This window comes from Dictyobacter alpinus (assembly GCF_003967575.1).
Lineage (GTDB): Bacteria > Chloroflexota > Ktedonobacteria > Ktedonobacterales > Ktedonobacteraceae > Dictyobacter > Dictyobacter alpinus.
Map to the genome: position 1 here is coordinate 2,344,658 of NZ_BIFT01000001.1, position 22,705 is coordinate 2,367,362.

Sequence of the window (22,705 nt, forward strand, 5' to 3'; positions counted from 1 at the left end):
CAACGATAAATAGTACTGCCAGCGTGATGATGATAATAATCACGTCTCCTTAAGCAACTTTATTCTGGCTTTTGCCCGTATACAACGTAAAAATCAGAATAGCTACGGTATTCTTCGTATTCCTGCATAGATTTCGTCGTAATATAATCATAATCACTGAGGGTGATGCCAGCATATTTCGTCACAATAGAACGTGTAGCTCTGGTAAGCGCAAGGATATCTTGCAGTAACATACTACCGATACGTCCACCCCAGAGGCCAACAGGAATAGACACACGGTGCGCAGTCACATTGACTAGACCAGCTCTCTTTAAGTGACGATCAAGATTCTGTTGGAGGGATGGATCCATTCCTCTACTAATTGATAATTCTTGTACCCACTGCGCCAATCTTGTTGTTTCCGGCCCCAGACGCTGACAGGTTAAATTAGTATCAACAATTTCAACCCATCCGCCCGGACGGGTAACACGGATTATTTCGTAGAGCAACCCCGGCCAGATTTGAGCTTTAATGCCTGAGACTAACAAGCGTTGATGCACATAATCAAAAGATTTATCGACAAAAGGCAAGCCATCGGCAACATCGCCGGCTTTAAAAATACAATTCAGAGGAAAGCGCAATGTTGAATTTCCCTGGTTAGGCAATACCAGATCAAGACCATAAAAGTTCGCCTGCGGAAAAATCCTGGCCACCTCAAACATCCAGCGGCCTGTACCACAAGCCACATCTAAAATGTTATTTGGGTTCTTAATAGGTGCAAGATAATTTCCTTTAAATACGTAACGCAACATATAATGTTGGAAGTCTAGCCGCTGCCCTTCCTCAAGATCTTTAGGCAACATATATGGCACATTGGTCACATGCCTGCGCCCATCATCCCAACGAAAATCGGGTTCCCCATTTCTCATTGGATCATTTCCTTCCATATCACTGGCATCGTCGATTCCTACAAAACTTGCTGAGTCGGGTAAATTGTTGGGCATCCTAGCTGAGCGATCCATGAATTTTATACCTCAATAGTTTCCATCTGCTTTTATTTATTTTATATTCATAAACACAGATGCGTCAAGCTTCGTTATAGAAAAACATACAAACTCAGTGATATTCAGGAGTACTATAAACAAAACAAAAAAGACCTCACTCAATACGAGTGAGGTCTTTTTTACGCTTGATCAACCACAATACGGTATATCCTCAATTTTGCCGAGTCACTGGTCAGCCAGCTTTGAAGCTGAGAAGCACTCACGCGAGGTCCACGATGAAGATACTATGTGAAACAAGCCGTACGATCATTAGGGCGACTTCGCTGCGCCTGTTACCAGGTGTCCACGTGTCGTCTATCTACCAGGTCGTCTTCCTGGGATCTTGACTTTCCGAAGAAAGTGGGAAAACTCGTCTTGGGTGCGGCTTCGCGCTTAGATGCTTTCAGCGCTTATCCCTTCTCGACATAGCTATCCAGCTCTGGCCCGGGCGGGCCAACTGGCGCACCAGCGGTCGAGCCATCTCGGTCCTCTCGTACTGGAGATGACGCCCCTCAATTTTCCTACGCCCACGACGGATAGAGACCGAACTGTCTCGCGACGTTCTGAACCCAGCTCGCGTGCCGCTTTCATGGGCGAACAGCCCAACCCTTGGGACCTACTCCAGCCCCAGGATGCGACGAGCCGACATCGAGGTGCCAAACCTTGCCGTCGATGTGAACTCTTGGGCAAGATAAGCCTGTTATCCCCGGGGTAGCTTTTATCCGTTGAGCCACACTCCTTCCACTCGGGAATGTGGGATCACTAAGCCCGACTTTCGTCCCTGCTCGACCTGTCCGTCTTGCAGTCAAGCTCCCTTCTGCCTTTGCACTCTTACGGGTGATGTCCATCCACCCTGAGGGAACCTTTGGGCGCCTCCGTTACTCTTTGGGAGGCGACCGCCCCAGTCAAACTACCCGCCTGATCTTGTCTACGTCCCGGCTCACGGTGACGTATGAGAAACAAACCGCAACGAGAGTGGTATTTCACTGCTGTCTCCCCCTCCCCCAAAGGGAAAGGTTCTCCGACTCCCACCTATGCTACGCACGCTTCAACTCGTTTCCAGGTCAAGGTGTAGTAAAGCTCCACGGGGTCTTTTTGTCCTGTCGTGGGTAACCCGTATCTTCACGGGTACTTCAATTTCGCCGAGTCCTCTGTCGAGACAGCGCTCAACTCGTTACTCCTTTCGTGCGGGTCGGAACTTACCCGACAAGGAATTTCGCTACCTTAGGACCGTTATAGTTACGGCCGCCGTTCACCGGGGCTTAGATTCGCAGCTACGTACACCGCTCCTCGTAACCTTCCGGCACTGGGCAGGAGTCAGCCCCTATACTTCCGCTTTCGCGTTCGCAGAGACCTGTGTTTTTGGTAAACAGTCGGTTGAGCCAATTTCTTGCAACCCCCTCACGCTCCTGCAAGCAGGCTCGCTACTAGGGCACCCCTTCTTCCGAAGGTACGGGGTCAATTTGCCGAGTTCCTTAACAGAGGGTCGCTCGATCACCTGGGGAGATTTCCCCCTGCCTACCAGTGTCGGTTTGCGGTACGGGCGGAGAAGATTCTGGCGAGAGGCTTTTCTCGGCGGCGTAGGGGCCAATGACTTCCGCAGACTTGCGTCCGCTCGCTGCACGTGTCATGCACAGGAAACCGGGATTTTCCTCGGTTTCGCACTTCGCCGTACAGACCCATCCTGTCCAATCGATGGGCTCACCTTCCTTACCGCGTCCCCCCATTGCTCATCACAAATTTCTCCGGTGCAGGAATGTCCAACCTGCTTGCCATCGCCTACGACTATGACGTCCTCGGCTTAGGACCCGACTCACCCTGGGACGATTGACGGTGCCCAGGAACCCTCAGGCATTCGGTGTGTCTGGTTATCACAGACATGACGCTACTCATTCCGGCATTCTCACTTCTGATCGCTCCACCAGTCCTCACGGTCTGGCTTCTCTGCTCCAGAACGCTCCCCTACCAATCCTGCAAAACAGGATTCCATGGCTTCGGTACCTCTCTTAAGCCTCGATACGTTGTCGGTGCCACGACACTCGACCAGTGAGCTATTACGCACTCTTTAAATGGTGGCTGCTTCTAAGCCAACATCCTGGCTGTTTGGGCGTTGTGACCCCCTTTGACACTGAGAAAGGATTTTGAGACCTTAGCCGATGGTCTGGGCTGTTTCCCTTTTGACGACGAAGCTTAGCCCCCGCCGTCTCACTTGCATGCATGCTGTCCTGGCATTCGGAGTTTGGTTGAGTTTGGTAACCAGCACGTGGCCCCTAGCTCATTCAGTGCTCTACCTCCAGGATAGTGTTTCATACAGCTGTACCTCAATACATTTCGGGGAGAACCAGCTATCTCCGTGTTCGATTGGAATTTCTCCCCTATCCACAAGTCATCCCCCAGTTTTGCAACACTGGTGGGTTCGAGCCTCGACGGACTGTCACATCCGCTTCACTCTGCTCATGGATAGCTCACACGGTTTCGGGTCGCATCGCCGCAACATCCGCCTTATTCAGACTCGGTTGCCCTGGGGCTCCCCAGCTTTAGCGCTGGTTAACCACGCTACGACGATGCACTCGCCGGATCATTCTACAAAAGGCACGCCATCAGCCCTTGGTTCCGCAACGGAACAGTGGCCTCTGACTGCTGGTGAGTACGTGGTTTCAGGGTCTGTTTCATCCCCCTCTCGGGGTGCTTTTCACCTTTCCCTCACGGTACTTGTTCGCTATCGGTCGCTAAAGATGTGTAGCCTTGGAGGGTGGTCCCCCCAGCTTCCCACAAGGTTTCACGTGCCTCGTGGTACTCAGGATACCGATCCACGTTTCTCACTCGTCCTCTACGGGACTGTCACCCGCTCTGGTCACGCTTTCCAACGTGTTCAAGTAAGCAAAAATTGTTTGTTATCGGTCCTACAACCCCGACCATCTCGAAAGATGATTGGTTTGGGCTCCTCCCGGTTCGCTCGCCACTACTACGGGAATCTCGGTTGATTTCTTTTCGTCGAGTTACTGAGATGTTTCAGTTCACCCGCTGCCCCCCGTCACTGCCTATGTGTTCAGCAGGCGGTCTCCAGACATCACTCTGGAGGAGTTGCCTCATTCGGAATCTTGGGGTTCATGGCTTGTATGCAGCTCCCCCCAAACGTTTCGCCGGTCTCCGCGTCCTTCTTCGGTCTTTAGCGCCAAGGCATCCACCTCGTACTCTGTGTAGCTTGTTCTCTTCTCTTCATCATGTTTGATCTGTGAATGCTTGTTTGCCATCCTCTCTCTTGCGAGAAAGAACAGCGATCCTCTGCTTCAACTCTGGCTGACCTATCATGGCTCAGCAAAATTGAAGATATACGGTATTTGGTTGTCAAGGTGCGATGCTGGCAGGCCGCACACCGTAGTGCGCGTCTGTTGACCCCAACATCTGAAGAGTGGAAACCAGCCCAACTGCTGGATGAATACTTTCGTCGTCCTGTTCGACCTGGAAGTGTGACATCTTACTGGCCATACTCACGCATGACCGATGTCAAAGCTCCCTAGAAAGGAGGTGATCCAGCCGCACCTTCCGGTACGGCTACCTTGTTACGACTTCACCCCAATCACTGACCCCACCCTCGACGCTTGCCCCTCTTGCGAGTTAGCCCAGCGGCTTCAAGTGTTGCCAACTTTCGTGGTGTGACGGGCGGTGTGTACAAGACCCGGGAACGTATTCACCGTAGTGTGCTGACCTACGGTTACTAGCAACTCCAACTTCATGGAGGCGGGTTGCAGCCTCCAATCTGAACTGAGGCCAGGTTTGACGAGATTGGCTCCCTCTCGCGAGTTCGCAACTCTTTGTCCTGACCATTGTAGCGTGTGTGTCGCCCAAAGCGTAAGGGCCGTGCTGACTTGACGTCATCCCCGCCTTCCTCCATTTTAAAATGGCAGTTTCGCTAGAGAAATTCAACTAACGACAGGGGTTGCGCTCGTTGCGGGACTTAACCCAACATCTCACGACACGAGCTGACGACAGCCATGCAGCACCTGTGGATCCGCCCCGAAGGGACAGCCAATTACGGCTGGTGCAAATCCATGTCAAGCCTTGGTAAGGTTCTTCGCGTTGCATCGAATTAAACCACACGCTCCGCTGCTTGTGCGGGTCCCCGTCAATTCCTTTGAGTTTTAATCTTGCGACCGTACTCCCCAGGCGGACCACTTAGTGTGTTAACTGCGACACTGAAGGGGTCGATACCCCCAACGTCTAGTGGTCATCGTTTACGGCTAGGACTACCAGGGTATCTAATCCTGTTCGCTCCCCTAGCTTTCGCACCTGAGCGTCAGGTACTTCCCAGGACACTGCCTTCGCCATCGGTGTTCCTCCGGATATCTACGCATTTCACCACTCCACCCGGAATTCCGTGTCCCTCTGAAGCCCTCAAGTCAGACAGTATCCGAAGTACTTCGTCGGTTGAGCCGACGACTGTCACCCCAGACTGATCTGACCGCCTGCGTGCGCTTTACGCCCAATAAATCCGGACAACGCTTGCCCCCTACGTATTACCGCGGCTGCTGGCACGTAGTTAGCCGGGGCTGATTCCTCTGGTACCGTCCGTTCTCGTCCCAGAGAAAAGCAGTTTACGATCCGAAAACCTTCATCCTGCACGCGGCGTTGCTCGTTCAGGGTTGCCCCCATTGACGAAAATTCCTCACTGCTGCCCCCCGTAGGAGTCTGGGCCGTTCTCAATCCCAGTGTGGCTGATCGTCCTCTCAGACCAGCTATCGATCGTCGTCTTGGTAAGCCATTACCTCACCAACTAACTAATCGAGCGCAGGCTCATCCTCAGGCGCCCTTACGAGCTTTGCTCTTCCTCGCGAAAGAGCGTATGCGGTATTGTCGGCGATTTCTCGCCGGTATTCCTCACCTGATGGTAGATTGCCCACGTGTTACTCACCCGTCCGCCACTCTCTGCTTGCGCAGAGCGTTCGACTTGCATGTGTTAGGCACGCCGCCAGCGTTTATCCTGAGCCAGGATCAAACTCGCCATCCAATGTTTTATAAAAGAGTTACTCAACGAGTAACACTCAATTGCATGTGAAGTTGCGATCAAGGCCAAGTCTTCCAACATTGGCTGTAATTTGTTCGCAGATTATTGTGTGATCACCGAACGCGAACGCTCGGGATCGAATTGACAGGAACGTGAAACCTATTCATGTGTTCCAGTTGCTGTTCTGCTTTCCACTCTTCAGTTGTCAAGGTGCCGACGAACCGGAGTTCGTCTGTGTTTACGAGCAGATCATCTGTTTTCGTGTCTCTGTCTCGTGTAGCTGTAGTATCGCAGATCTGTTGTGATTTGTCAAGCGTTTTTCCGAGGAAATTTTGCTTGCCTGCGAAATCTCGTTTTTCCTGATGATAAGCCAGGCGAGCATCCTTGTTTCGAGGCAAAAAAGCCCGTTCACGCAACATTTGTTGAGAAAAACACAAGGAGATCGAAGATCTCGGAGGAGCCACATTAACGTGGCACAACTGACGCGAAAGGACAGGAGCACCAATACTCAGAGAGCTCGGTGGTTGTCTTGTTTTCTGCAGCTCGATGATTATGTCATAGGAAGACAATCCTGTCAACCCCTTTTAGAACCAAAAATAAGAATGAGGAAAAATTGGCGGAGGGAGCAATAAAATAATGGGGAATCAGGTGTTCAATCGGACTAGGACGTTTGCTTACACTTATATGGAGCGGTGGGATTGGGATGATATCCCACCGCTCCATATAAGTGTAGAGCGCTACTGCCGATAGTTTTGTGGGTAGCGTCTATTTACTACATAGTTCACCAGGGACATCAAAAGATTAAAGTTGGGTAGCTCTGCAGCCTTAATCGATTTGAGCTTCTGTATGCGTCCATTTTGACGAATAGCCACCCGATCCTGCTGAACCTCAATCCCATTGATCTGTTCCCAGGGAATGACTTGCCGACCATCGTTGATTCCCTGTTGACTAATGTTGAGCCGCCCAAAGGGAATTTGAGCTCCACTATTAAAAGCATCGATGACTCTGGGAAGTTGGGCACGTGTAACAGATTCCTGAATGGTGGTACATAGTTCATTGACTCCACGAATAGCGCTACCATATTTCAATAGTACGCCGTCGCCACGACGCACCTGAAGTGTCACTTTGACGCCAGAACGACTATGCGCAAGATGTACATAGACAGCCTGGATTAGATCCCAGCGAAATACATCAATCTGGCTACCACGTACATGAATGTAGCCGTCAGAAAAGACGTAGATGTGCCAGCCCGCATGTTGGAACGCTCTTATCGCCCATATCAGGACAAGTACAGGTACGATTAAGAGATAAAAAGAAATATAACCTGTCGCCATTAGCAGACCTATCAGGACCGCAATATCCAAAATGATCGATCCAACCAGGATACCTGCGATGACGAATGGATTAGAGATGGATGGGCTATATTCTTTGTGGAAAGTACCTAATTGATATTGTGCGGCTTGCTGCATTACGTTAGCAGGTAGGGATCCTTGTGGGGGGGCATAAGATACTTGAGCCATAATGATTCCTTTCTGTGTGACCAATAAAATTATTTATTATGAAAAAGGGATCTGATATATTCTGAGTATGTATTCTTATTAATAAGGAAGTAATTGGTAAATTTTATCTTGTTAGTTTTTTTGCATTATATGTTCTGTTGAGGTCGACCAAAATCTCAGATATTATAACAAGGCCATTGGAGGAAAACAAGTGTATAACTTGAAATAAAGAGGTGATGGTACTTATTAGTGAGTATTGCTAATTTCTTTGTTATTTATGGAAGACAATATGTATTTTTGTCCTGAGGCTTACTTGTTTTTAATTAAAAAAAATCGAGAGGCGGTTTGCACTGCCTCTCGATTTTTTTTAATTAAAACTTGCACATAGCTTTTATTAGGGCTGTTGAGGCAGACCAAAAGCTGTGGCAGGATTATCTGTTGGGGTAGCATTGGCGGGAACATTGATCGTTACGGGCTGATCAAATTTGCTCAAGTCTATTACTGATGTGCTCGCAGAGTTTACCACTCCAGGAGTAGTACCTTTTGTTGCAGTGGCGCTTGTATCCAACACGATATCAGTTTTCACCTGGGTGCGATGTACATAGAACTTACTTTCGTCGATCCATACATCAACAACGGTGAGGAATGTTTTGGCGCTACTCAGTGCGGTGTCAATGTTTTGCTGACCCAGAGAACCTTTAAAATTAGGATTCTGTTTTAGGATCTGCTTTAAAGCATCTTTATCCAGGGAGGCAGTCAGGTGACGCAGGCTCTCACCATTCAGATTGTCAGCACCATGATCAACCAATTTGACACTCTGAATCAGACCCAACAGGCTATTCTGGTCAAATGTGGCACCTGAAAACAGATTGGTAGTTGAGCCTGTCAACTGGCTTTTGTTCAGAACATACCATTTGCCCTGCGCGTTCTGAATGTAGACTTTATCACCCTTAACAATTTCACCCAATTTGGTATTCTGCTGGGCAGAATTAATTGTCAGGTTGAGTTGCTGCTGATCTGTGCCCTGCTGATCACCTGATCCAGTCATAGATATATTAACATTGGTAGCGACAGGAGTGGCTTTATCCGAAGGTTTGGTACTAACCTGGGCGGCCTGTGTGCTTGAGTTTGATTTCAATTCGATATGTGAGGACTTAAGATTTTTCATTGCGTCCGCACTTTTTTGCAGCACCTGCTGTACAGTCAGGTCACTTGGCTTTGGCTTTGGCTGTGATCCGGTCCCTGGCGTTGACTGATTACCACAGGCACTCACCAGTAAAACGAGAACAGTCATGAATAGAAACATGAAAGAAAAATTTTTTCTTGCTTTCACGATCGCGCTCCCTTTTGCATAATAATAGATTGTATTTAAAATTGCGTGCATGTTATTGCTACTTATTAGATACGCATGTGGACTACCCTAAAGTTTCTAAAATAGGTAACCAGCATAAAAACTAAGCAAAAACTAATAGAAATCACCCCTGATTGGTCCGCATCGTGGTAACATAATGGAGAACACCCACTTTTTCTCTTTAAAGCACCTAAACTTATGCTAAAGGACTTTTCAAATGGCAAGGAAACCTTTTTACATAAAAATTAATGAAACAACAGAATTAAAATCAATTACTGAACGCGATGCCAGACCTATGTTTCAATTGATTGATAGCAATCGTCTATATTTACGTCAATGGCTTCCCTGGATCGACTATACACGAACAGTGGAAGATGAGTTGGCATATATTCGCAGTGTGGCTGCACAATATCAGGAAAATCAGAGTATCACTTGTTTAATTATTTATCATGGCTCGATCGCAGGTACGATTAGTTATCATCCAATTGACTGGCAAAATCGCAAGGTTGAAATTGGTTACTGGTTGGGTGCACAATTTCAAGGTAAGGGTTTGATGACGGTCGCCTGCCAGGCAATGGTAAGATATGCTTTTGAGAATTTGAAGCTAAATAAAGTCGAAATTCGTTGTGCTACTGGAAATATACGCAGTTGCGCGATACCGCAACGCATGGGATTTGTAGAAGAGGGCACGATCCGCCAGGCCGAATGGCTCTATGATCACTATGTTGATTTACGCCTCTATGGATTACTAAAAAGCGAGTGGATGAACCAGCAACGAAATGCTTAAATCAGGTGAGCAAACGCTCCTATATAGGACGATGCAACCCTGTTACACTCAAAACGTATTTTTGCTGTAGAGAGATAGTGTGCCAGCAGCACGTTTTCTATCTCTACAAATAGGGATGGAAGACAAAGATATGAATCAGAAAAATAACACATTCATGAATAATCGTATATGGTTTTATCTACTGATAATAACAGGGATCTTCTGCGCCTTTATCACGACCAGTCAACCAGCTCTGGCCGATAGCATGCCGGGAGGAAATGTGAAAGATCCAACGGTCAAAGCGGTGGATCTGGCACAGCCGGCGGTGGTACGTATCATCACAGTAGTCCCTGGAAAATTGTCGGTGCACTTTCCGCCGTCAACCGATGTGACCTTTCCACAACAAGATGCTGATACCTACGAAATAACGCTTTCGGGTACGGGAGCCTTCATTACATCCAACGGTGATATTTTGACGGCCGACCATGTTGTTAATCCTCCCAAAGATCAACAATTGAATGGCGCACTATATGGGAAAGCGGCTCAGGATATTGCCGATTATATGCATCAGCATGATCAGAAAAACGCGACGATAACACCCGATCAGGTAACTCAGCAACTTACAAGTGGTCAGTTAAAGTCAACAGCAACATTTCAGAAAGCCAGTAGCTCCGTCTTTTTAAGTACTTCTTACACGGGCCTGACAAATGCTAGCGATTTTAAAAACTTACCTGCTGGCGTTGGAGCTAATGTAGATCAGATCAAGAAAGAAAGTCCTGTTGATCAACAGGATACGGCGATTATCCATGTGCCAATGAAGGATACGCTGAGTGTGCCCATTGGAGACTCAACAAACGTTCATCCACAGGATAAATTGACGATCGTGGGCTTTCCTGGCAATGCGGATGTTGGTAAATCTCCCGATAGTTTGCTGACTTCATCGCTGAATCAAATTTATGTAAGCTCACTCAAAACCAGTGATTCCGGCGCTCCTCTTATTCAGGTCGGCGGTAATGTAGAACATGGGGATAGTGGTGGACCAGCACTGGATGATCAAGGAAATATTGTTGGAGTTGTCAGTTTTGGAGTCGGCGATAATGCCGCTGGTCCAAATGGTACCAGTTTCTTGCAGGCCAGTAGTAGCGCTCAGGCGATGGTGAAATCATTAAACCTGGATACAAAAGCTGGCAAACAACAGACACTTTGGAACCAGGCATTCAATGCGTATGCAGGAACTGATAGTGGACATTGGAGCCAGGCTCAACAGAATTTCGCGAATCTCCAGAAGAGCTATCCTCTCTTTAAGGCAAGCCAGCAATTTCAAGATTATGCCAGCAAACAAACTGGAAATAGCGTAACGACTCCTGCCCCGCAGCAGAATAAGCCGTCGTCTCAGCCGGCCCCCCGGTCAGCTACAAGCTGGCAGGCAATTGCCTTGACCATTGCTTCAATCGTAGTATTGCTCCTGCTGGTCGGAGCTGTCTTTGGATCCGCGTTGCGCGCACGCCGTAAAACAAAACAACAACAACCCGCTGCTCAGCAACCAATGGCCGCTGCAGCATCCGCGCCTGATAAAGCCCAACCAGATCTAACTAAGGGTGTAACGTCAACTCCGCAACCGGCCAATCTACCAATACCAAAACCATCACAAGTAGGACAAAATACGCTATCCCTAAAGGTTTGGCCATGTGGCCATATGAATCGTCAAAGCGCACGTTTCTGTAGTATTTGTGGTGAGCCGGCTCCATCATCTCCAGATGGAGCCTGAACACGAGAAGTAAAGAGAGAGCCGGGTCGATGCACAGTACTTGTATCGACCCGGCTCTCTCTTTACTTTATAAACGGAAGTTTCTGCGACAATCCTGGCTGGCTAGCTAAAAAGCTATGCCAGTTTTACCAGCTGCTTACCAAAGTTTTCGCCCTTTAGCATACCGATGAAAGCTTTTGGCGAGCTCTCGATACCCTCGGCGACCGTCTCACGATATTTGATTTTTCCGCTGGCCACCAGTTCGCTCAATTCTTTGATAGCCTGAGGGAAAAGTTCAGCATGCTCGCCTACGATAAAGCCCTGTAGTTTCACACGATTGATTAACAATGCGCCAAAGTTACGCACAGCATGTGGTGTGGTCTCATTATATTGAGAAACAAAACCGCAAAGAGGAATACGTGCGTGCGCATTTAAACGATCCAACACAGCCTCAAGAATCTCGCCACCGACATTTTCAAAATAGACGTCGATGCCATCAGGTGTTGCCGCTGCCAGATCCTCAACCAATTTTCCTGCTTTATAATCAACGCAGGCATCAAAGCCAAGTTCATTAACGACATAATCGCATTTCGCTTTACCGCCAGCGATACCCACTACATGACAGCCATGAGCTTTTGCCAGCTGTCCCACTACACTACCAACAGCACCTGAAGCGGCCGAAACTACTACAGTCTCACCAGCTTTTGGCTGACCGATACTCATCAAGCCTACCCAGGCAGTCAGTCCAGGCATACCCAACACACCTAGATAAGCAGAGGCAGGAAGTTGCTGTGACACTGATACCTTCTGCAAACCTTTGCCATCAGAAATACCATATTCCTGCCAGCCAAAGTAGCCCAACACATGCTCATCAACCTGGAAATTGGGATTTTTGGACTCGACGATCACGCCGACCGTTCCACCCACCATGACTTCCTGCAACTTAGAACTGGCGGCATAGGATTTGCCTTCGTTCATGCGTCCACGCATATAAGGATCGAGAGATAGATAAAGATTCTTTACCAATACTTCGCCATCCCTTAAGGCGGCCACATCTGTCTCTACCAGTTGAAAATCGCTCTCTTGCACCCACCCCTGTGGACGGTTAGCGAGAAGCACTTGTTTATTTTTTGTTGCCATTATCTATATTTCCTTTCAAATTAAGGCATTTTTAGATGCCGTATTTTCATAACACTACGTAGCACGTAGTTTATTTCATTTTGTTGACAGCAAGCTCGAAATTAACTGCTAGCTTGCCTGCTAGATGCTAATCCAATGGTAATTTATTGAAAGGAAAAAAATCATGTTGATGTTTCACGTGAAACATCAACATGATTTTTTTCCAGCGAGGAATAGTACTCGTTTATTTATACTTGTGAAGGCATTTCGCTCTTGAGACGAGTAAGCACGTTCGTAGCATTGATCGCTGTTGGAAATCCCGCATAGGGTACGGTTTGTAAAATGATTTCTTCAAGTTCTTGCAAGCTAATGCCAACATTCAGGGCTGCTTCCATATGAACGCGAAGTTGCGGTTCTCTGCCTCCTAATGCAGTTAGGATTGCGACGGTAGCGATCTCTCGTTCGCGAAGTGACAGGCCAGGGCGAGAATAAATGTCCCCAAACGCGAATTCGACAATATAGCGACCCAGGTCTCCAAGGTTGTCAACAACGCGTTGACCGGCATTTCCATCAACTTCTGCAAGTTTAGCAAGACCACGTTCGTAACGTGTAGTTTCAGTGGGTGTTGTCATGATCTCCCTTCATTTGAGAATAGACTTGTATTTTCACAGTAATAGCATCCAGATTATGCTGGAGTTCAGCAATATGAGTTTGAACAGCCTGTTGGTGCGCTTCTAACAGGATACGTCGTTCGGTGATGGTTGCATCGCCTTGCCGTCGTAGCTCAGCGAACTTCTGCATATGCCGAATCGGCATCCCCGTCTTACGCAAGCGTGTCAGAAACGCGATCCAATCAAGATCCTTTGCATCATAGCGACGATGACCACTCGTTGCACGAGAGACCGAATCAAGTAATCCAATTCGTTCGTAGTAACGCAAAGTGTGGGCGCTCAAACCTGTACGTGCTACGACCTGCTCAATGGTAAGTAATTCACTGTTCATGAACACAGTGTAAAACTTTGAGCGCACTCAAAGTCAAGAGGAAAAAAGAAAGTTGCATACAAAAAAAGTGGACATCCAACAAGGAATGTCCACCCAGGTAGCTATCCGATTTATTTATGCACCCATAATGTTATAGCCAGCATCCACAAACATAATCTCGCCGGTTATGGCGCGGGCAAGATCACTGCTCAAGAAGAGAGCGGCATCACCAACTTCGCTCTGCTCAATATTGCGGCGCAATGGTGAGACATGGGCAACCTGCTCGCGGAACCCGGTAAGGCCGGAGACACCACGTGCGGCAAGGGTGTTCAAAGGTCCAGCAGAGATGGCATTCACGCGGATATTATGTTCACCCATCTCATAGGCCAGATAGCGAACACTGCATTCCAGGGCAGCCTTGGCTACAGCCATCACATTATACTTTGGCATCACACGCTCACTGGCCATATAGGTCAGAGCCAGTACGCTACCGCCATGCTCTTTCATTAGAGGCTCGGCACGTTTGGCCAGAGCAACTAATGAGTAGGCGCTGATATCGAGAGCAGTATGGAAACCCTCACGTGTAGTCTGAATAAAAGGATTCTCCAATTCGCTGGCGGGAGCAAAAGCTACGCAGTGGACAAGGATATCGAGTCTACCACCCATGATTTCGCCGGCTTTTACAAAGGCGGCATCCAATTCAGCGTCGTTTTGCACATCGCATGCAATAAGTTCTGTGCCAGGAATTTTAGCGGCCAGGTCGCGAACATATTTTTCCATGCGCTCCTGATATGTCAGTACGAGTTGAGCCCCTTCACGAGCCAGCGCCTGCGCGATCGCCCAGGCAATCGAGCGATGGTTGGCAACACCAAAAATAAGAGCCTTTTTGCCTTCTAATAAGGGCATATCCATATCTCCTCTCGAAATACATTACACTGGTTGCTCTTCGCAACTATTTACAATACAGAATTTTTTCTGCATTGAGATACTTAGCGCTCCATTGAATAGCCACGATTGGCCCATCCGTTCATGCCGCGCGCGAGATTATATACTTTCTTAAAGCCCATCAAAGATGCAATTTCAGAGGCCATAGCACTGCGCTGTCCTGCAGCACATACAAAAATTACCTCCTCATCGAGGGGTAAATTCTGCTCTTGTAGGGCCTTACCAAAGGTATAAATACCCTGAATCGGAACCAGGGTTGCTTCAGCGATATGCCCATAATTCCATTCATCAGGCATGCGTACATCTACGATTCGTGTGCCTGCCTCGATCATGCGTTTAGCATCATCGGTCCCGATGGTTGTATATGGCAGCACTTCATCATCAAAATTATTTGCCATTGCTAGCTTCTCCTGTTTCGTATTGCTCTAGCCATAGACGGCCTAACAAGGTAGGAACGATCATATACTCATCGCCACTAAAAGCCATGGTGATGTATCCTTGATCTTCCATCTCGCGAAAATCGTCAGTTATGAGGAAATAGTTATGTAGCATACGCGAAACGTCACTTTCAGGTAACTGTTTCCAGGCCAGCAACACACGCATAATGGCAGCATATTTGGGCCTACTATCGTCTACGGCTCGCATATACTTACCTCTTTTCATCCTACTTTGCTGTTCGCTTCAATGCCTCTCACAGTGTAGCAAATTCGACAGTAGACAGCAAGAGCAGATATAAGCTCCTGCATGATTGTATCTTCTGGAACTTGATGTTTCACGTGAAACATCAAAAGCAATCATCTTTATTGTATAGTCATAGTGAAGGATCCATACTACCGCAACCAGCAGATAAAATCTTCCAGTCGGTTTGATGTTTCACGTGAAACATCCTCTTGTGAAAAAAGAAAGCGAAGAAAGAAAGCTATGCATATTCCCAATTTTAAACTTGAACGATACTTTGCACAGTGGGAGTTTGTAGCTCCTCATCTACTTTCCAGTTCCGATGTCGATGGTTATCAGATGAATGAACTATTAGGACTGGCAGATCAAGAATGTCAGATGCTATGGAAAAATTTATCATTAGGTTATACGGAGAGTGCGGGACATCCTCTTTTACGGCAACAGATTGCCAGTCTTTATCAACATATTTCACCAGAAGAGATACTGACTTTCGCTGGTGGCGAAGAAGCAATTTTTATTCTGATGAATGTCCTTCTGCACTCCGGTGATCATGCTATTGTCACCTGGCCTGGCTATCAATCACTTTATACGGTTGCCCAATCAGTTGGAGCTGATGTCTCGTTACTAGAATTACAGGAAGAGCAAGGATGGAAACTGGATACTGCAAAACTGCGCCAGACTATCCGTCCAAACACACGTTTGATCGTCATCAATTTCCCACATAATCCTACTGGCGCACATCTGGATAGGCAAACTTTCGAGGAAATCACTGATATTGCCAATGAAGCCAATGCATATCTATTCTCCGACGAGTCCTACCGTTTTCTGGAATATTCACCCGAGCAATCACTACCAGGAGCCGCAGATCTGGGCACCAAAAATATCTCATTAGGGGTCATGTCAAAATCCTTTGCTCTGGCAGGACTCAGAATCGGCTGGCTGGCTACCCATGATCTTGCTCTTCTCCAGCGCGTCGCCGCCTTTAAAGATTATCTCTCAATCTGCAATAGTGCTCCCAGCGAAATTCTGGCCTTGATCGCACTACGTGCCCAACCACAAATCATCCAGCGTAGCCTGGACATTATTCAGACTAATCTTGTAGAATTGGATCAATTTTTCGCTCGCTGGTCAGAAGTATTTTCCTGGCAACGACCCCAGGCTGGTAGTATTGCCTTTCCACGTCTCCTGCTCCCACAACCCATCAACGATTTCGTGCTTGATCTGGTTCAACAAGAAGGCGTAATGCTTTTACCCGGTTCCGTTTATGATCATCCCGGTAACCATTTTAGAATCGGCTTCGGACGAAAAAATATGACCGAGTCTCTTTCCCGCCTTGAAAATTATCTACATCGCAAGTAATGCAAAGAAACAGAACGATGAGCAAAAGCACAATCCTATCAGTCTGAACATCATTCTTTGTATGTTTCACGTGAAACATAGAGTATGTCAGCAAACTAAACAGCCAGCAAGAGTGCTATTCATTTTTGCAGAGGCATGTACATGACAAAGTAAGTTATCATCCTGATAAAAGCAACCCCAAAATAGCACTCGTAGATGCGACCTTCAACGGTCGCTTGCCACCCGCCGCAGCGTGGTGGCCCGGTATCCCAGCGATCCTGTCCCCCTCATTTGGCGCGTTTCCTCACGCAGTGCCCAAATGAGACCTTCCACTAGGTACACCATGCGGGACTTATCCAGGAGTATCGCGGGGGAACTCTCTCTGGGCGAGGTGATGACGATGGGGAGCAGAACAGACCAGATACCGGGCCACCACGCTGCGGCGGGTGGCAAGCGACCGCTGAGGGTCGTAGCTACGGGGACGGGGTCGTGGTGAGGCGAGGAATCGCTGAGGGAGGCGTTCTCTGTTCATGTTTGTGCTGAAAAAAATGATGGCGCCGCTGCCTGATGTTTCACGTCATGAGTATGTTTCACGTGAAACATACTCATGACGTGAGTCGTTATTATCAGCATTCAAGGAACTACAATCAGCGAAGATCCAAATCCGAAAGCTTCGCTATTCGTAGCTGATTGGTTCACAGGACTGTTCAGCCACCCTTGCGCTGAACCATCTTTGCCATTAAACGCATAGATCTTATTAGTTGTAGAACAATAAAGATAAAATATTCCTTGTTTCACGTGAAACATTGTTGCGTGCAAATTGAGGTTCCGATACCAGTGCAAGGATCCAGTGTGACGATCGAGGGCGAGTAGCGCACTTTGCTCGGTCAGAGGATTTTCTTGCGCAAAGCTTTCCTGTTGATATGTTCCCGCCAAACAAAGATAAAGCATATCATTTTCAATACACGGCTTTAGTCCGGCGGTCTTGCCAACAAAATGTTCCCATTGTATTTCACCGCTGCGCGCGTTCAGCGCATAGATGGTTGTTGCTCCCATGCAATAAAGCGTATCGTCCGTACACACAGGGGCATCAAAAATAGGATCTGGTAATAAGTTTGAGCACCAGTTCTGGCGGCCGCTTTCGGCTGAAAATGCATAGACATAACTGCCCTCGGGATCTAAATCAGCGATGGCGTAGATTGATGTATGATCCAGGCTATGGGCTAGAAAATTTTGAGGTGCCTGTAGGGTTGAGCGCCAGCGCTGTCTGAAGTTCTGTAGTTCCAGGGCATAGAGATTATTCTGGCTACTATAATATAAAATGCTATTCGCTATGATCAGTTCAATTGCTCCCAGATGTATATCTTGTTGAAGAGGCGGAATTTCATACGTTGCGATGAGGATGCCGGTGGTCGCATTCAAGGCGGTAATGGTACCTTGAAAAGATAGTACATAGAGAATTGTATCAATCAGGGCCATCGCCATCAGTTCGCTGACTTGTATCCCTGCTTCTACAAGATAGGGTGAAACGCTGGTAGACCAGATTTCCCGACCAGTGCTAACGTGTAGTGCGTACACCATACTTTCATTCTGCGAGGCGTATACATACACCATTCCGTTTGCAACGATCAAGCTGGAACCTAAGCCTGCGATATCTCTGCGCCAGATAATAGCTTGCTCATCTATGCTGGCTTTATAGATATGTGAGCCCTGGGCAATATACATGCCACGATCTGTCGATGTGTTATTGTTCGCAAATGGCGTTTTCATCCAATATATTTACCCGTCTCTTGCCTTTTCCTGACAACTATGTGATGTTTTTCTCGCGGACAGGACAAACTGTCTGCTGTCTTCTTCTATCTCTAATGATCAGGAAAGCTCTGCGCAAGTTTATTTATGTCAGTAATAAAGAATATCTATCCTTCTTTACGGATAGACGTTTCCCCAGGTAGCAAACAAATAAAGGCTAACGCATAATTTCTCCGCCGTTGACAAGCAAGGTTTGTCCTGTCATAAATGAGGCTGATGGCGAGGCTAGAAACAGGGCTGTCTGCAAAATATCGTCGGCGGTTCCCCAACGTTTCATGGGAATCTCTGCGACGGCTTTCTGGCGTGATGTCTCGGAGAGTGTCTGGGACCATTCGTTTTCTATGCGTCCAGGAGCAATGCAATTTACTCTTACACGGGGAGCAAACTCGCTGGCCAGACAACGTGTTAAGGACATGATGGCTCCTTTGCTGATGGCATACATCTGGTTTGGTAAGCCCGGCGCTCCATCCAGAGCCCGATCCCAGCCCGTAGTTAAGATGCATCCTCCCTCACGCATGTACGGCTGCACTTCACGGCAACAGCGCCAGGTCCCCATTACGTCGACGCCAATCATGCGCTCAAAGACCTCGATTTCAGTCATGCCTTTGATTTCGTCCGTGTTGGCACTGGCACCAGCATTATTAATCCATACATCAATCGGACCCAACAACTCATAGGCATTTTTCACCAGTCGAGCAACTTCCGTAGGATCACATAGATCAGCCTGGGCGAGAAATGCTTTTCCTCCCTGTGCTTCAATCAGCTGGATGACTTCTTCAGCACCACGACTGGAATGGGCATAGTGCACCAGCACAGTCGCGCCTTGTTCTGCAAAGCCAAGTGCTAATCTGCGACCAATGCTGCGTCCTGCTCCTGTTACCACAACGGTTTTTCCAGCAAACATCTTATACCTTCCTTATTATGATTAGCGATACTCCATGGCTACATTAAACAACATACACTGCATAGCTGGCACAGCCACAGAAAGCTTTTCGTCAATAACCATAAGTGTTACACTAATAGGGTCAAACTGCCCAATGTCGAGCAGTGACCTTTATGCGAGAAGATGCCATGTGTGGAGTGCAGCGATGCACAACATGAAAGGAGTTATACTACCCGTGAGTCAATCTACTTCTTCAGCGGATTCATCAACACCATCTATCTTGTCCCTGGATGAACAGCGCGCCCTGTTACGCCGTCTGCGTAGCGATATTCTTACGGCATATCGCCCTCATCTTCAAGAAGGTTCGGGACCCATTCGAGTTATGGCACGTATTGTGGCTGAATTGGAACAAACCTGCCACGCGCATGCTATATCGGATGACCTTATTCGTTCTGAGATTGTAAATCGAACCATCGGTGATATCGACTTGCGTCAGGTAGTTGAATGCGAAGGCGAGCCAGGAGGTCCTCTTGATTATCGCATCCTGGCCGATGAATTGGGTATTGCCCTGCCCGGCGAGCAACTACATAATTATACAGCTACCGGCGAAACCTATCTCTGGTTACGTGAGCAAATGTTAGCATGTGAGCGACTCTTGCTCAAACAGGGCTTTGATCCACGTGTTTATGATATTTATGGTATCGGTAATCCAGTCCTGCGTGGCTGGCTGGCCGCAGAAATGGGCCGCTGGGGCATTGAAGTTACTCATCGCAATGTCCATCTTAGTCTGGGTGCAATGGATGGTATTGATAACGTTTTACGTGGTCTTGCCCACATCGCTCGTACACAAAAAAAAGAACAGATTGCCATACTTTTCCCTGAACCGGGCTTCGGTGTTCCTGAGTGGCAGGCAATGAGTTATGGCTATCAGATTCATCGCTATAGTACATCAGCTGAAAACCACTTTAAATTAACAGGAGAGCAACTGGATCAGGTCCTGGCTGAAAATCCAGCTATTTCTGTGCTCTATCTGACTATTACGAATAATCCTACGGCTTTTGCCTATACACCTGAGGAACTTAATGATCTTCACGCGGTACTCCGACGCTATCGAGAAAGTGGCCGCCAAGTCTTCATTCTTGCTGACCTTGCCTATATCGGGACCGGTAAGCCGGAAGAAGATCAGGCGCGTATGGCTACATTTATCGAGTCTGATGTACTTAAACATACGATCTTTGTCAGTAGTTTCTCTAAAACTCATACCCTGACAGGCGAGCGTCTGGGCTGGGTTACCTGTGGCGATCCCGATATTGCAGTTGGCATTTCCGTAAGTTGGTCCAATGGCCTGGCCGCACTTCCTGGTGAGTGGCAATTGCGCTTCATGGCCTACTATCGTCTCTTCCAGGAACGTCCGCAGCTTGGCGAAAAACTGCGTCGCTTCTATCGCTTAAGGCGCACACAACTAATCGCCCAATTGCGTGCTATCGATGAACAATTCCAGCTCTTTGACCAAATTTATATCGATGATGATGCAACAGTCTACAACTGGAGCAAACTCAAAGAAGGGGTAGATGCATTTTCGCTCTTTGAAAAAACTGGTATCGCTGGCGTACCCGGCAGCGGCTTTGGCTACGATGATGCCTATATCCGTTTTTCCATCGGCGTGATCCCCATCATCCTCAAAGATCCTCTATAAAAAATAGGAACCAGAAGAACACATCTTCCACCCACCAACATGTTTGAGGGAGAAATGGCTACTCGCACATGAGGGTTCCACCCTCAACTCTTTTGAGGGAGAAATGGCTACTCCGTATGTGAGGGTTCCACCCTCCAACTCTTTTGAGAGGAAAATGGCTACTCCGTATGTAAGGGTTCCACCCTCCAACTCTTTTGAGAGGGAAATGGTGGGGCGGTCGCGACCGCCCCACCATTTCCCTCTCAAAAAAAGCGAGCGCCGTAGGCGCGAGCGTAAGGCATAAAACTTGCACCTACAGTTAACCACCAATCTCTATAGATACTTTACACACCACACATGAAATACTACTATTCGTCTTGCCTACTAAACTATCCACTTAGACATATTGCTAGTTTCGTCTGCAAGTGATAATCTTGTAGATAGAGAAATGAAGGTGACGGGACTATTTGGGTGGATCCCCACGTGGACTGTAAGAGTACCGGTAAACCATCATTGAAGTATTTCAAGGCCGAAATGCGCCAGCAATTCGTCTCTATGAAGTCTGAACAAATCGCGGTGGCCGATATATACATATCGGCTCAGTTGAATTGTGACCAGTTCATGGCACAGTGCGTGTTCCAGTGCTGTAACCGTCATTAATTTGTGACAGACCTGAATTTTATGTTATAACGAGATGAATTGATTATCGGATGCAGGATAATATCCTGCTTTCCTGGGCAAATTTTACACAGGGTTACAACAACATCATAAGGAGAAAACGCATGGCAACCCGCGTAGGCATTAATGGCTTCGGACGTATTGGACGTCAATCGCTCAAAGCAATCCTTGAAAACCACTCCAGCGAACTAGAGGTTGTCGCTGTTAACGATCTCACTGATACCAAGACAAATGCTCACCTTCTCAAGTATGATTCCACCTATGGACGTTTCCCCGGCGAAGTTGAAGCCACAGCAGAAACCTTAATTGTAGATGGTCATGAGATCAAAGTTATCGCTCAAAGAGATCCGGCTCAAATTCCCTGGGGTGATCTGGGTGTAGATCTTGTTATCGAATCAACCGGTCTTTTTACGGATGCTGACAAAGCTTCTGCGCATTTAAAGGGCGGTGCTAAAAAAGTTATTATCTCTGCACCTGCTAAGGGCGAGGATCTGACAATTGTGCTGGGTGTCAACCAGGACATGTATGATCCAGCCAAACACAATATTATTTCCAATGCTTCCTGTACCACTAACTGTCTGGCGCCTACCGCTAAGGTCCTGAATGATACCTTTGGTATTGAGCGTGGTCTGATGAATACCATCCACTCTTACACCAATGATCAGCGTATCCTTGATCAGGTGCATAAAGATTTGCGCCGTGCTCGTACCGCTGGTAGCAACATTATCCCAACTACTACCGGTGCGGCCCGTGCTCTGGCTCTGGTTATTCCTGAGTTGAAGGGTCGCTTCGATGGTATGTCCTTACGCGTTCCTACTGTGACCGTTTCGGTGGTTGATTTCGTGATTACAACCCGTAAGGAAGCCTCGATTGAAGCGGTGAATGATGCCTTCAAAGAGGCTGCTGCTGGCTCACTGAAAGGGATCCTGGGCTTTACAGACGAGCCTCTGGTCTCTACCGATTTCCGCGGCGATCCTCGTTCTTCTATCGTTGATGGCCTCTCCACAATGGTCCTTGGTGGCAATATGATTAAGGTTCTGGCCTGGTACGATAATGAGTGGGGTTATTCAAACCGCATCTCTGACCTGGCAGCCTTCGTTGCTGAAAAAGGCTTCTAATTTGCGCAGTTCTCGATGGCGTATGTTTCATGTTTCACGTGAAACTACGCCATTTTATGTGTCCGGGCATATTCATCTATGCCTGAACCAG

17 protein-coding genes and 2 rRNA genes are annotated in these 22,705 nt (G+C 47.7%); 6 read left to right on the forward strand and 13 right to left on the reverse strand.

Annotation, left to right across the window (positions count from 1 at the left end; all coding sequences use genetic code 11):
• Positions 1-59: 59 nt before the first annotated feature.
• Complete coding sequence (locus EL633_RS09330; protein WP_126626919.1) at positions 60-1,001, reverse strand: methyltransferase domain-containing protein; 942 nt, start codon at positions 999-1,001, stop codon at positions 60-62.
• A 271-nt stretch (positions 1,002-1,272) separates the two neighbouring features.
• Positions 1,273-4,233 (reverse strand): 23S ribosomal RNA (locus tag EL633_RS09335).
• A 130-nt stretch (positions 4,234-4,363) separates the two neighbouring features.
• Here EL633_RS09335 and EL633_RS09340 point away from each other — a divergent pair.
• Entirely contained in the window at positions 4,364-4,543 is a 180-nt protein-coding gene (locus EL633_RS09340; RefSeq protein ID WP_126626920.1) for a hypothetical protein, read from the forward strand.
• On the opposite strand, the gene EL633_RS09345 is transcribed toward EL633_RS09340, so the two are convergent.
• The 3 genes from EL633_RS09345 to EL633_RS09355 form a co-directional block, all read right to left on the reverse strand.
• Positions 4,544-6,030: ribosomal RNA gene (locus EL633_RS09345) — 16S ribosomal RNA — on the reverse strand.
• The 16S and 23S rRNA genes sit together here, the layout of an rRNA operon.
• 734 nt (positions 6,031-6,764) lie before the next feature.
• A complete protein-coding gene (locus tag EL633_RS09350; RefSeq protein ID WP_126626921.1) occupies positions 6,765-7,547 on the reverse strand; it encodes a DUF6585 family protein in 783 nt (260 codons plus the stop codon).
• A 373-nt stretch (positions 7,548-7,920) separates the two neighbouring features.
• Positions 7,921-8,859: a LolA-like protein gene (locus tag EL633_RS09355; RefSeq protein ID WP_126626922.1), complete on the reverse strand. Its 939-nt coding sequence runs from the start codon at positions 8,857-8,859 to the stop codon at positions 7,921-7,923.
• Between the two features lie 235 nt (positions 8,860-9,094).
• Here EL633_RS09355 and EL633_RS09360 point away from each other — a divergent pair, with 235 nt between their 5' ends.
• Together EL633_RS09360 and EL633_RS09365 are read left to right on the forward strand one after the other, a co-directional pair.
• On the forward strand, positions 9,095-9,664 hold the full coding sequence (locus EL633_RS09360; protein WP_126626923.1) for a GNAT family N-acetyltransferase: 570 nt from the start codon (positions 9,095-9,097) through the stop codon (positions 9,662-9,664).
• 130 nt (positions 9,665-9,794) lie between these two features.
• Positions 9,795-11,411, forward strand: a complete 1,617-nt coding sequence (locus EL633_RS09365; RefSeq protein ID WP_161982056.1) for a serine protease — start codon at positions 9,795-9,797, stop codon at positions 11,409-11,411.
• Positions 11,412-11,525: 114 nt separating this feature from the next.
• Here EL633_RS09365 and curA read toward each other — a convergent pair whose 3' ends face one another.
• The 6 genes from curA to EL633_RS09395 all read right to left on the reverse strand — a co-directional run bounded on the left by curA (position 11,526) and on the right by EL633_RS09395 (position 15,080).
• A complete protein-coding gene (gene curA, locus EL633_RS09370; protein ID WP_126626925.1) occupies positions 11,526-12,530 on the reverse strand; it encodes an NADPH-dependent curcumin/dihydrocurcumin reductase in 1,005 nt (334 codons plus the stop codon).
• 227 nt (positions 12,531-12,757) lie between these two features.
• Positions 12,758-13,141: a carboxymuconolactone decarboxylase family protein gene (locus EL633_RS09375; protein WP_126626926.1), complete on the reverse strand. Its 384-nt coding sequence runs from the start codon at positions 13,139-13,141 to the stop codon at positions 12,758-12,760.
• Positions 13,125-13,511 carry a MerR family transcriptional regulator gene (locus tag EL633_RS09380; RefSeq protein WP_126626927.1) on the reverse strand — a complete coding sequence of 129 codons (387 nt, stop codon included), beginning with the start codon at positions 13,509-13,511 and terminating at the stop codon, positions 13,125-13,127. Before EL633_RS09380 ends, EL633_RS09375 begins: the two co-directional genes overlap by 17 nt.
• Positions 13,512-13,625: 114 nt before the next feature.
• The gene (locus EL633_RS09385; RefSeq protein WP_126626928.1) at positions 13,626-14,396 is read right to left on the reverse strand and encodes an enoyl-ACP reductase FabI; all 771 of its coding nucleotides are present in this window, start codon (positions 14,394-14,396) and stop codon (positions 13,626-13,628) included.
• Between the two features lie 83 nt (positions 14,397-14,479).
• Positions 14,480-14,833, reverse strand: coding sequence for a rhodanese-like domain-containing protein (locus EL633_RS09390; protein ID WP_126626929.1), 354 nt, complete (start codon positions 14,831-14,833; stop codon positions 14,480-14,482).
• A complete protein-coding gene (locus tag EL633_RS09395; protein ID WP_126626930.1) occupies positions 14,823-15,080 on the reverse strand; it encodes a hypothetical protein in 258 nt (85 codons plus the stop codon). Before EL633_RS09395 ends, EL633_RS09390 begins: the two co-directional genes overlap by 11 nt.
• Before the next feature lie 276 nt (positions 15,081-15,356).
• Here EL633_RS09395 and EL633_RS09400 point away from each other — a divergent pair, with 276 nt between their 5' ends.
• On the forward strand, positions 15,357-16,472 hold the full coding sequence (locus EL633_RS09400) for an aminotransferase class I/II-fold pyridoxal phosphate-dependent enzyme (protein WP_126626931.1): 1,116 nt from the start codon (positions 15,357-15,359) through the stop codon (positions 16,470-16,472).
• A gap of 612 nt (positions 16,473-17,084) precedes the next feature.
• Here the strand turns inward: EL633_RS09400 and EL633_RS09405 are convergent.
• Both EL633_RS09405 and EL633_RS09410 read right to left on the reverse strand, forming a co-directional pair.
• Positions 17,085-18,221 carry an outer membrane protein assembly factor BamB family protein gene (locus tag EL633_RS09405; protein WP_126626932.1) on the reverse strand — a complete coding sequence of 379 codons (1,137 nt, stop codon included), beginning with the start codon at positions 18,219-18,221 and terminating at the stop codon, positions 17,085-17,087.
• 196 nt (positions 18,222-18,417) lie between these two features.
• Positions 18,418-19,164 carry an SDR family NAD(P)-dependent oxidoreductase gene (locus EL633_RS09410; protein WP_126626933.1) on the reverse strand — a complete coding sequence of 249 codons (747 nt, stop codon included), beginning with the start codon at positions 19,162-19,164 and terminating at the stop codon, positions 18,418-18,420.
• A gap of 214 nt (positions 19,165-19,378) precedes the next feature.
• Between EL633_RS09410 and EL633_RS09415 the strand changes: the two genes are divergently transcribed.
• Positions 19,379-20,839 carry a pyridoxal phosphate-dependent aminotransferase gene (locus EL633_RS09415; RefSeq protein WP_161982057.1) on the forward strand — a complete coding sequence of 487 codons (1,461 nt, stop codon included), beginning with the start codon at positions 19,379-19,381 and terminating at the stop codon, positions 20,837-20,839.
• A gap of 761 nt (positions 20,840-21,600) precedes the next feature.
• Positions 21,601-22,614: a type I glyceraldehyde-3-phosphate dehydrogenase gene (gap, locus tag EL633_RS09420; protein WP_126626935.1), complete on the forward strand. Its 1,014-nt coding sequence runs from the start codon at positions 21,601-21,603 to the stop codon at positions 22,612-22,614.
• The last annotated feature ends 91 nt before the right edge of the window (positions 22,615-22,705 follow it).

Coding starts and splice junctions, on each gene's coding strand:
- EL633_RS09330 (WP_126626919.1), bottom strand. CDS start 1,001: ATGGATCGCTCAGCTAGGATGCCCAACAATTTACCCGACTCAGCAAGT.
- EL633_RS09405 (WP_126626932.1), bottom strand. CDS start 18,221: ATGAAAACGCCATTTGCGAACAATAACACATCGACAGATCGTGGCATG.
- curA (WP_126626925.1), bottom strand. CDS start 12,530: ATGGCAACAAAAAATAAACAAGTGCTTCTCGCTAACCGTCCACAGGGG.
- EL633_RS09380 (WP_126626927.1), bottom strand. CDS start 13,511: ATGAACAGTGAATTACTTACCATTGAGCAGGTCGTAGCACGTACAGGT.
- EL633_RS09375 (WP_126626926.1), bottom strand. CDS start 13,141: ATGACAACACCCACTGAAACTACACGTTACGAACGTGGTCTTGCTAAA.
- EL633_RS09390 (WP_126626929.1), bottom strand. CDS start 14,833: ATGGCAAATAATTTTGATGATGAAGTGCTGCCATATACAACCATCGGG.
- EL633_RS09410 (WP_126626933.1), bottom strand. CDS start 19,164: ATGTTTGCTGGAAAAACCGTTGTGGTAACAGGAGCAGGACGCAGCATT.
- EL633_RS09350 (WP_126626921.1), bottom strand. CDS start 7,547: ATGGCTCAAGTATCTTATGCCCCCCCACAAGGATCCCTACCTGCTAAC.
- gap (WP_126626935.1), top strand. CDS start 21,601: ATGGCAACCCGCGTAGGCATTAATGGCTTCGGACGTATTGGACGTCAA.
- EL633_RS09400 (WP_126626931.1), top strand. CDS start 15,357: ATGCATATTCCCAATTTTAAACTTGAACGATACTTTGCACAGTGGGAG.
- EL633_RS09360 (WP_126626923.1), top strand. CDS start 9,095: ATGGCAAGGAAACCTTTTTACATAAAAATTAATGAAACAACAGAATTA.
- EL633_RS09385 (WP_126626928.1), bottom strand. CDS start 14,396: ATGCCCTTATTAGAAGGCAAAAAGGCTCTTATTTTTGGTGTTGCCAAC.
- EL633_RS09365 (WP_161982056.1), top strand. CDS start 9,795: ATGAATCAGAAAAATAACACATTCATGAATAATCGTATATGGTTTTAT.
- EL633_RS09395 (WP_126626930.1), bottom strand. CDS start 15,080: ATGCGAGCCGTAGACGATAGTAGGCCCAAATATGCTGCCATTATGCGT.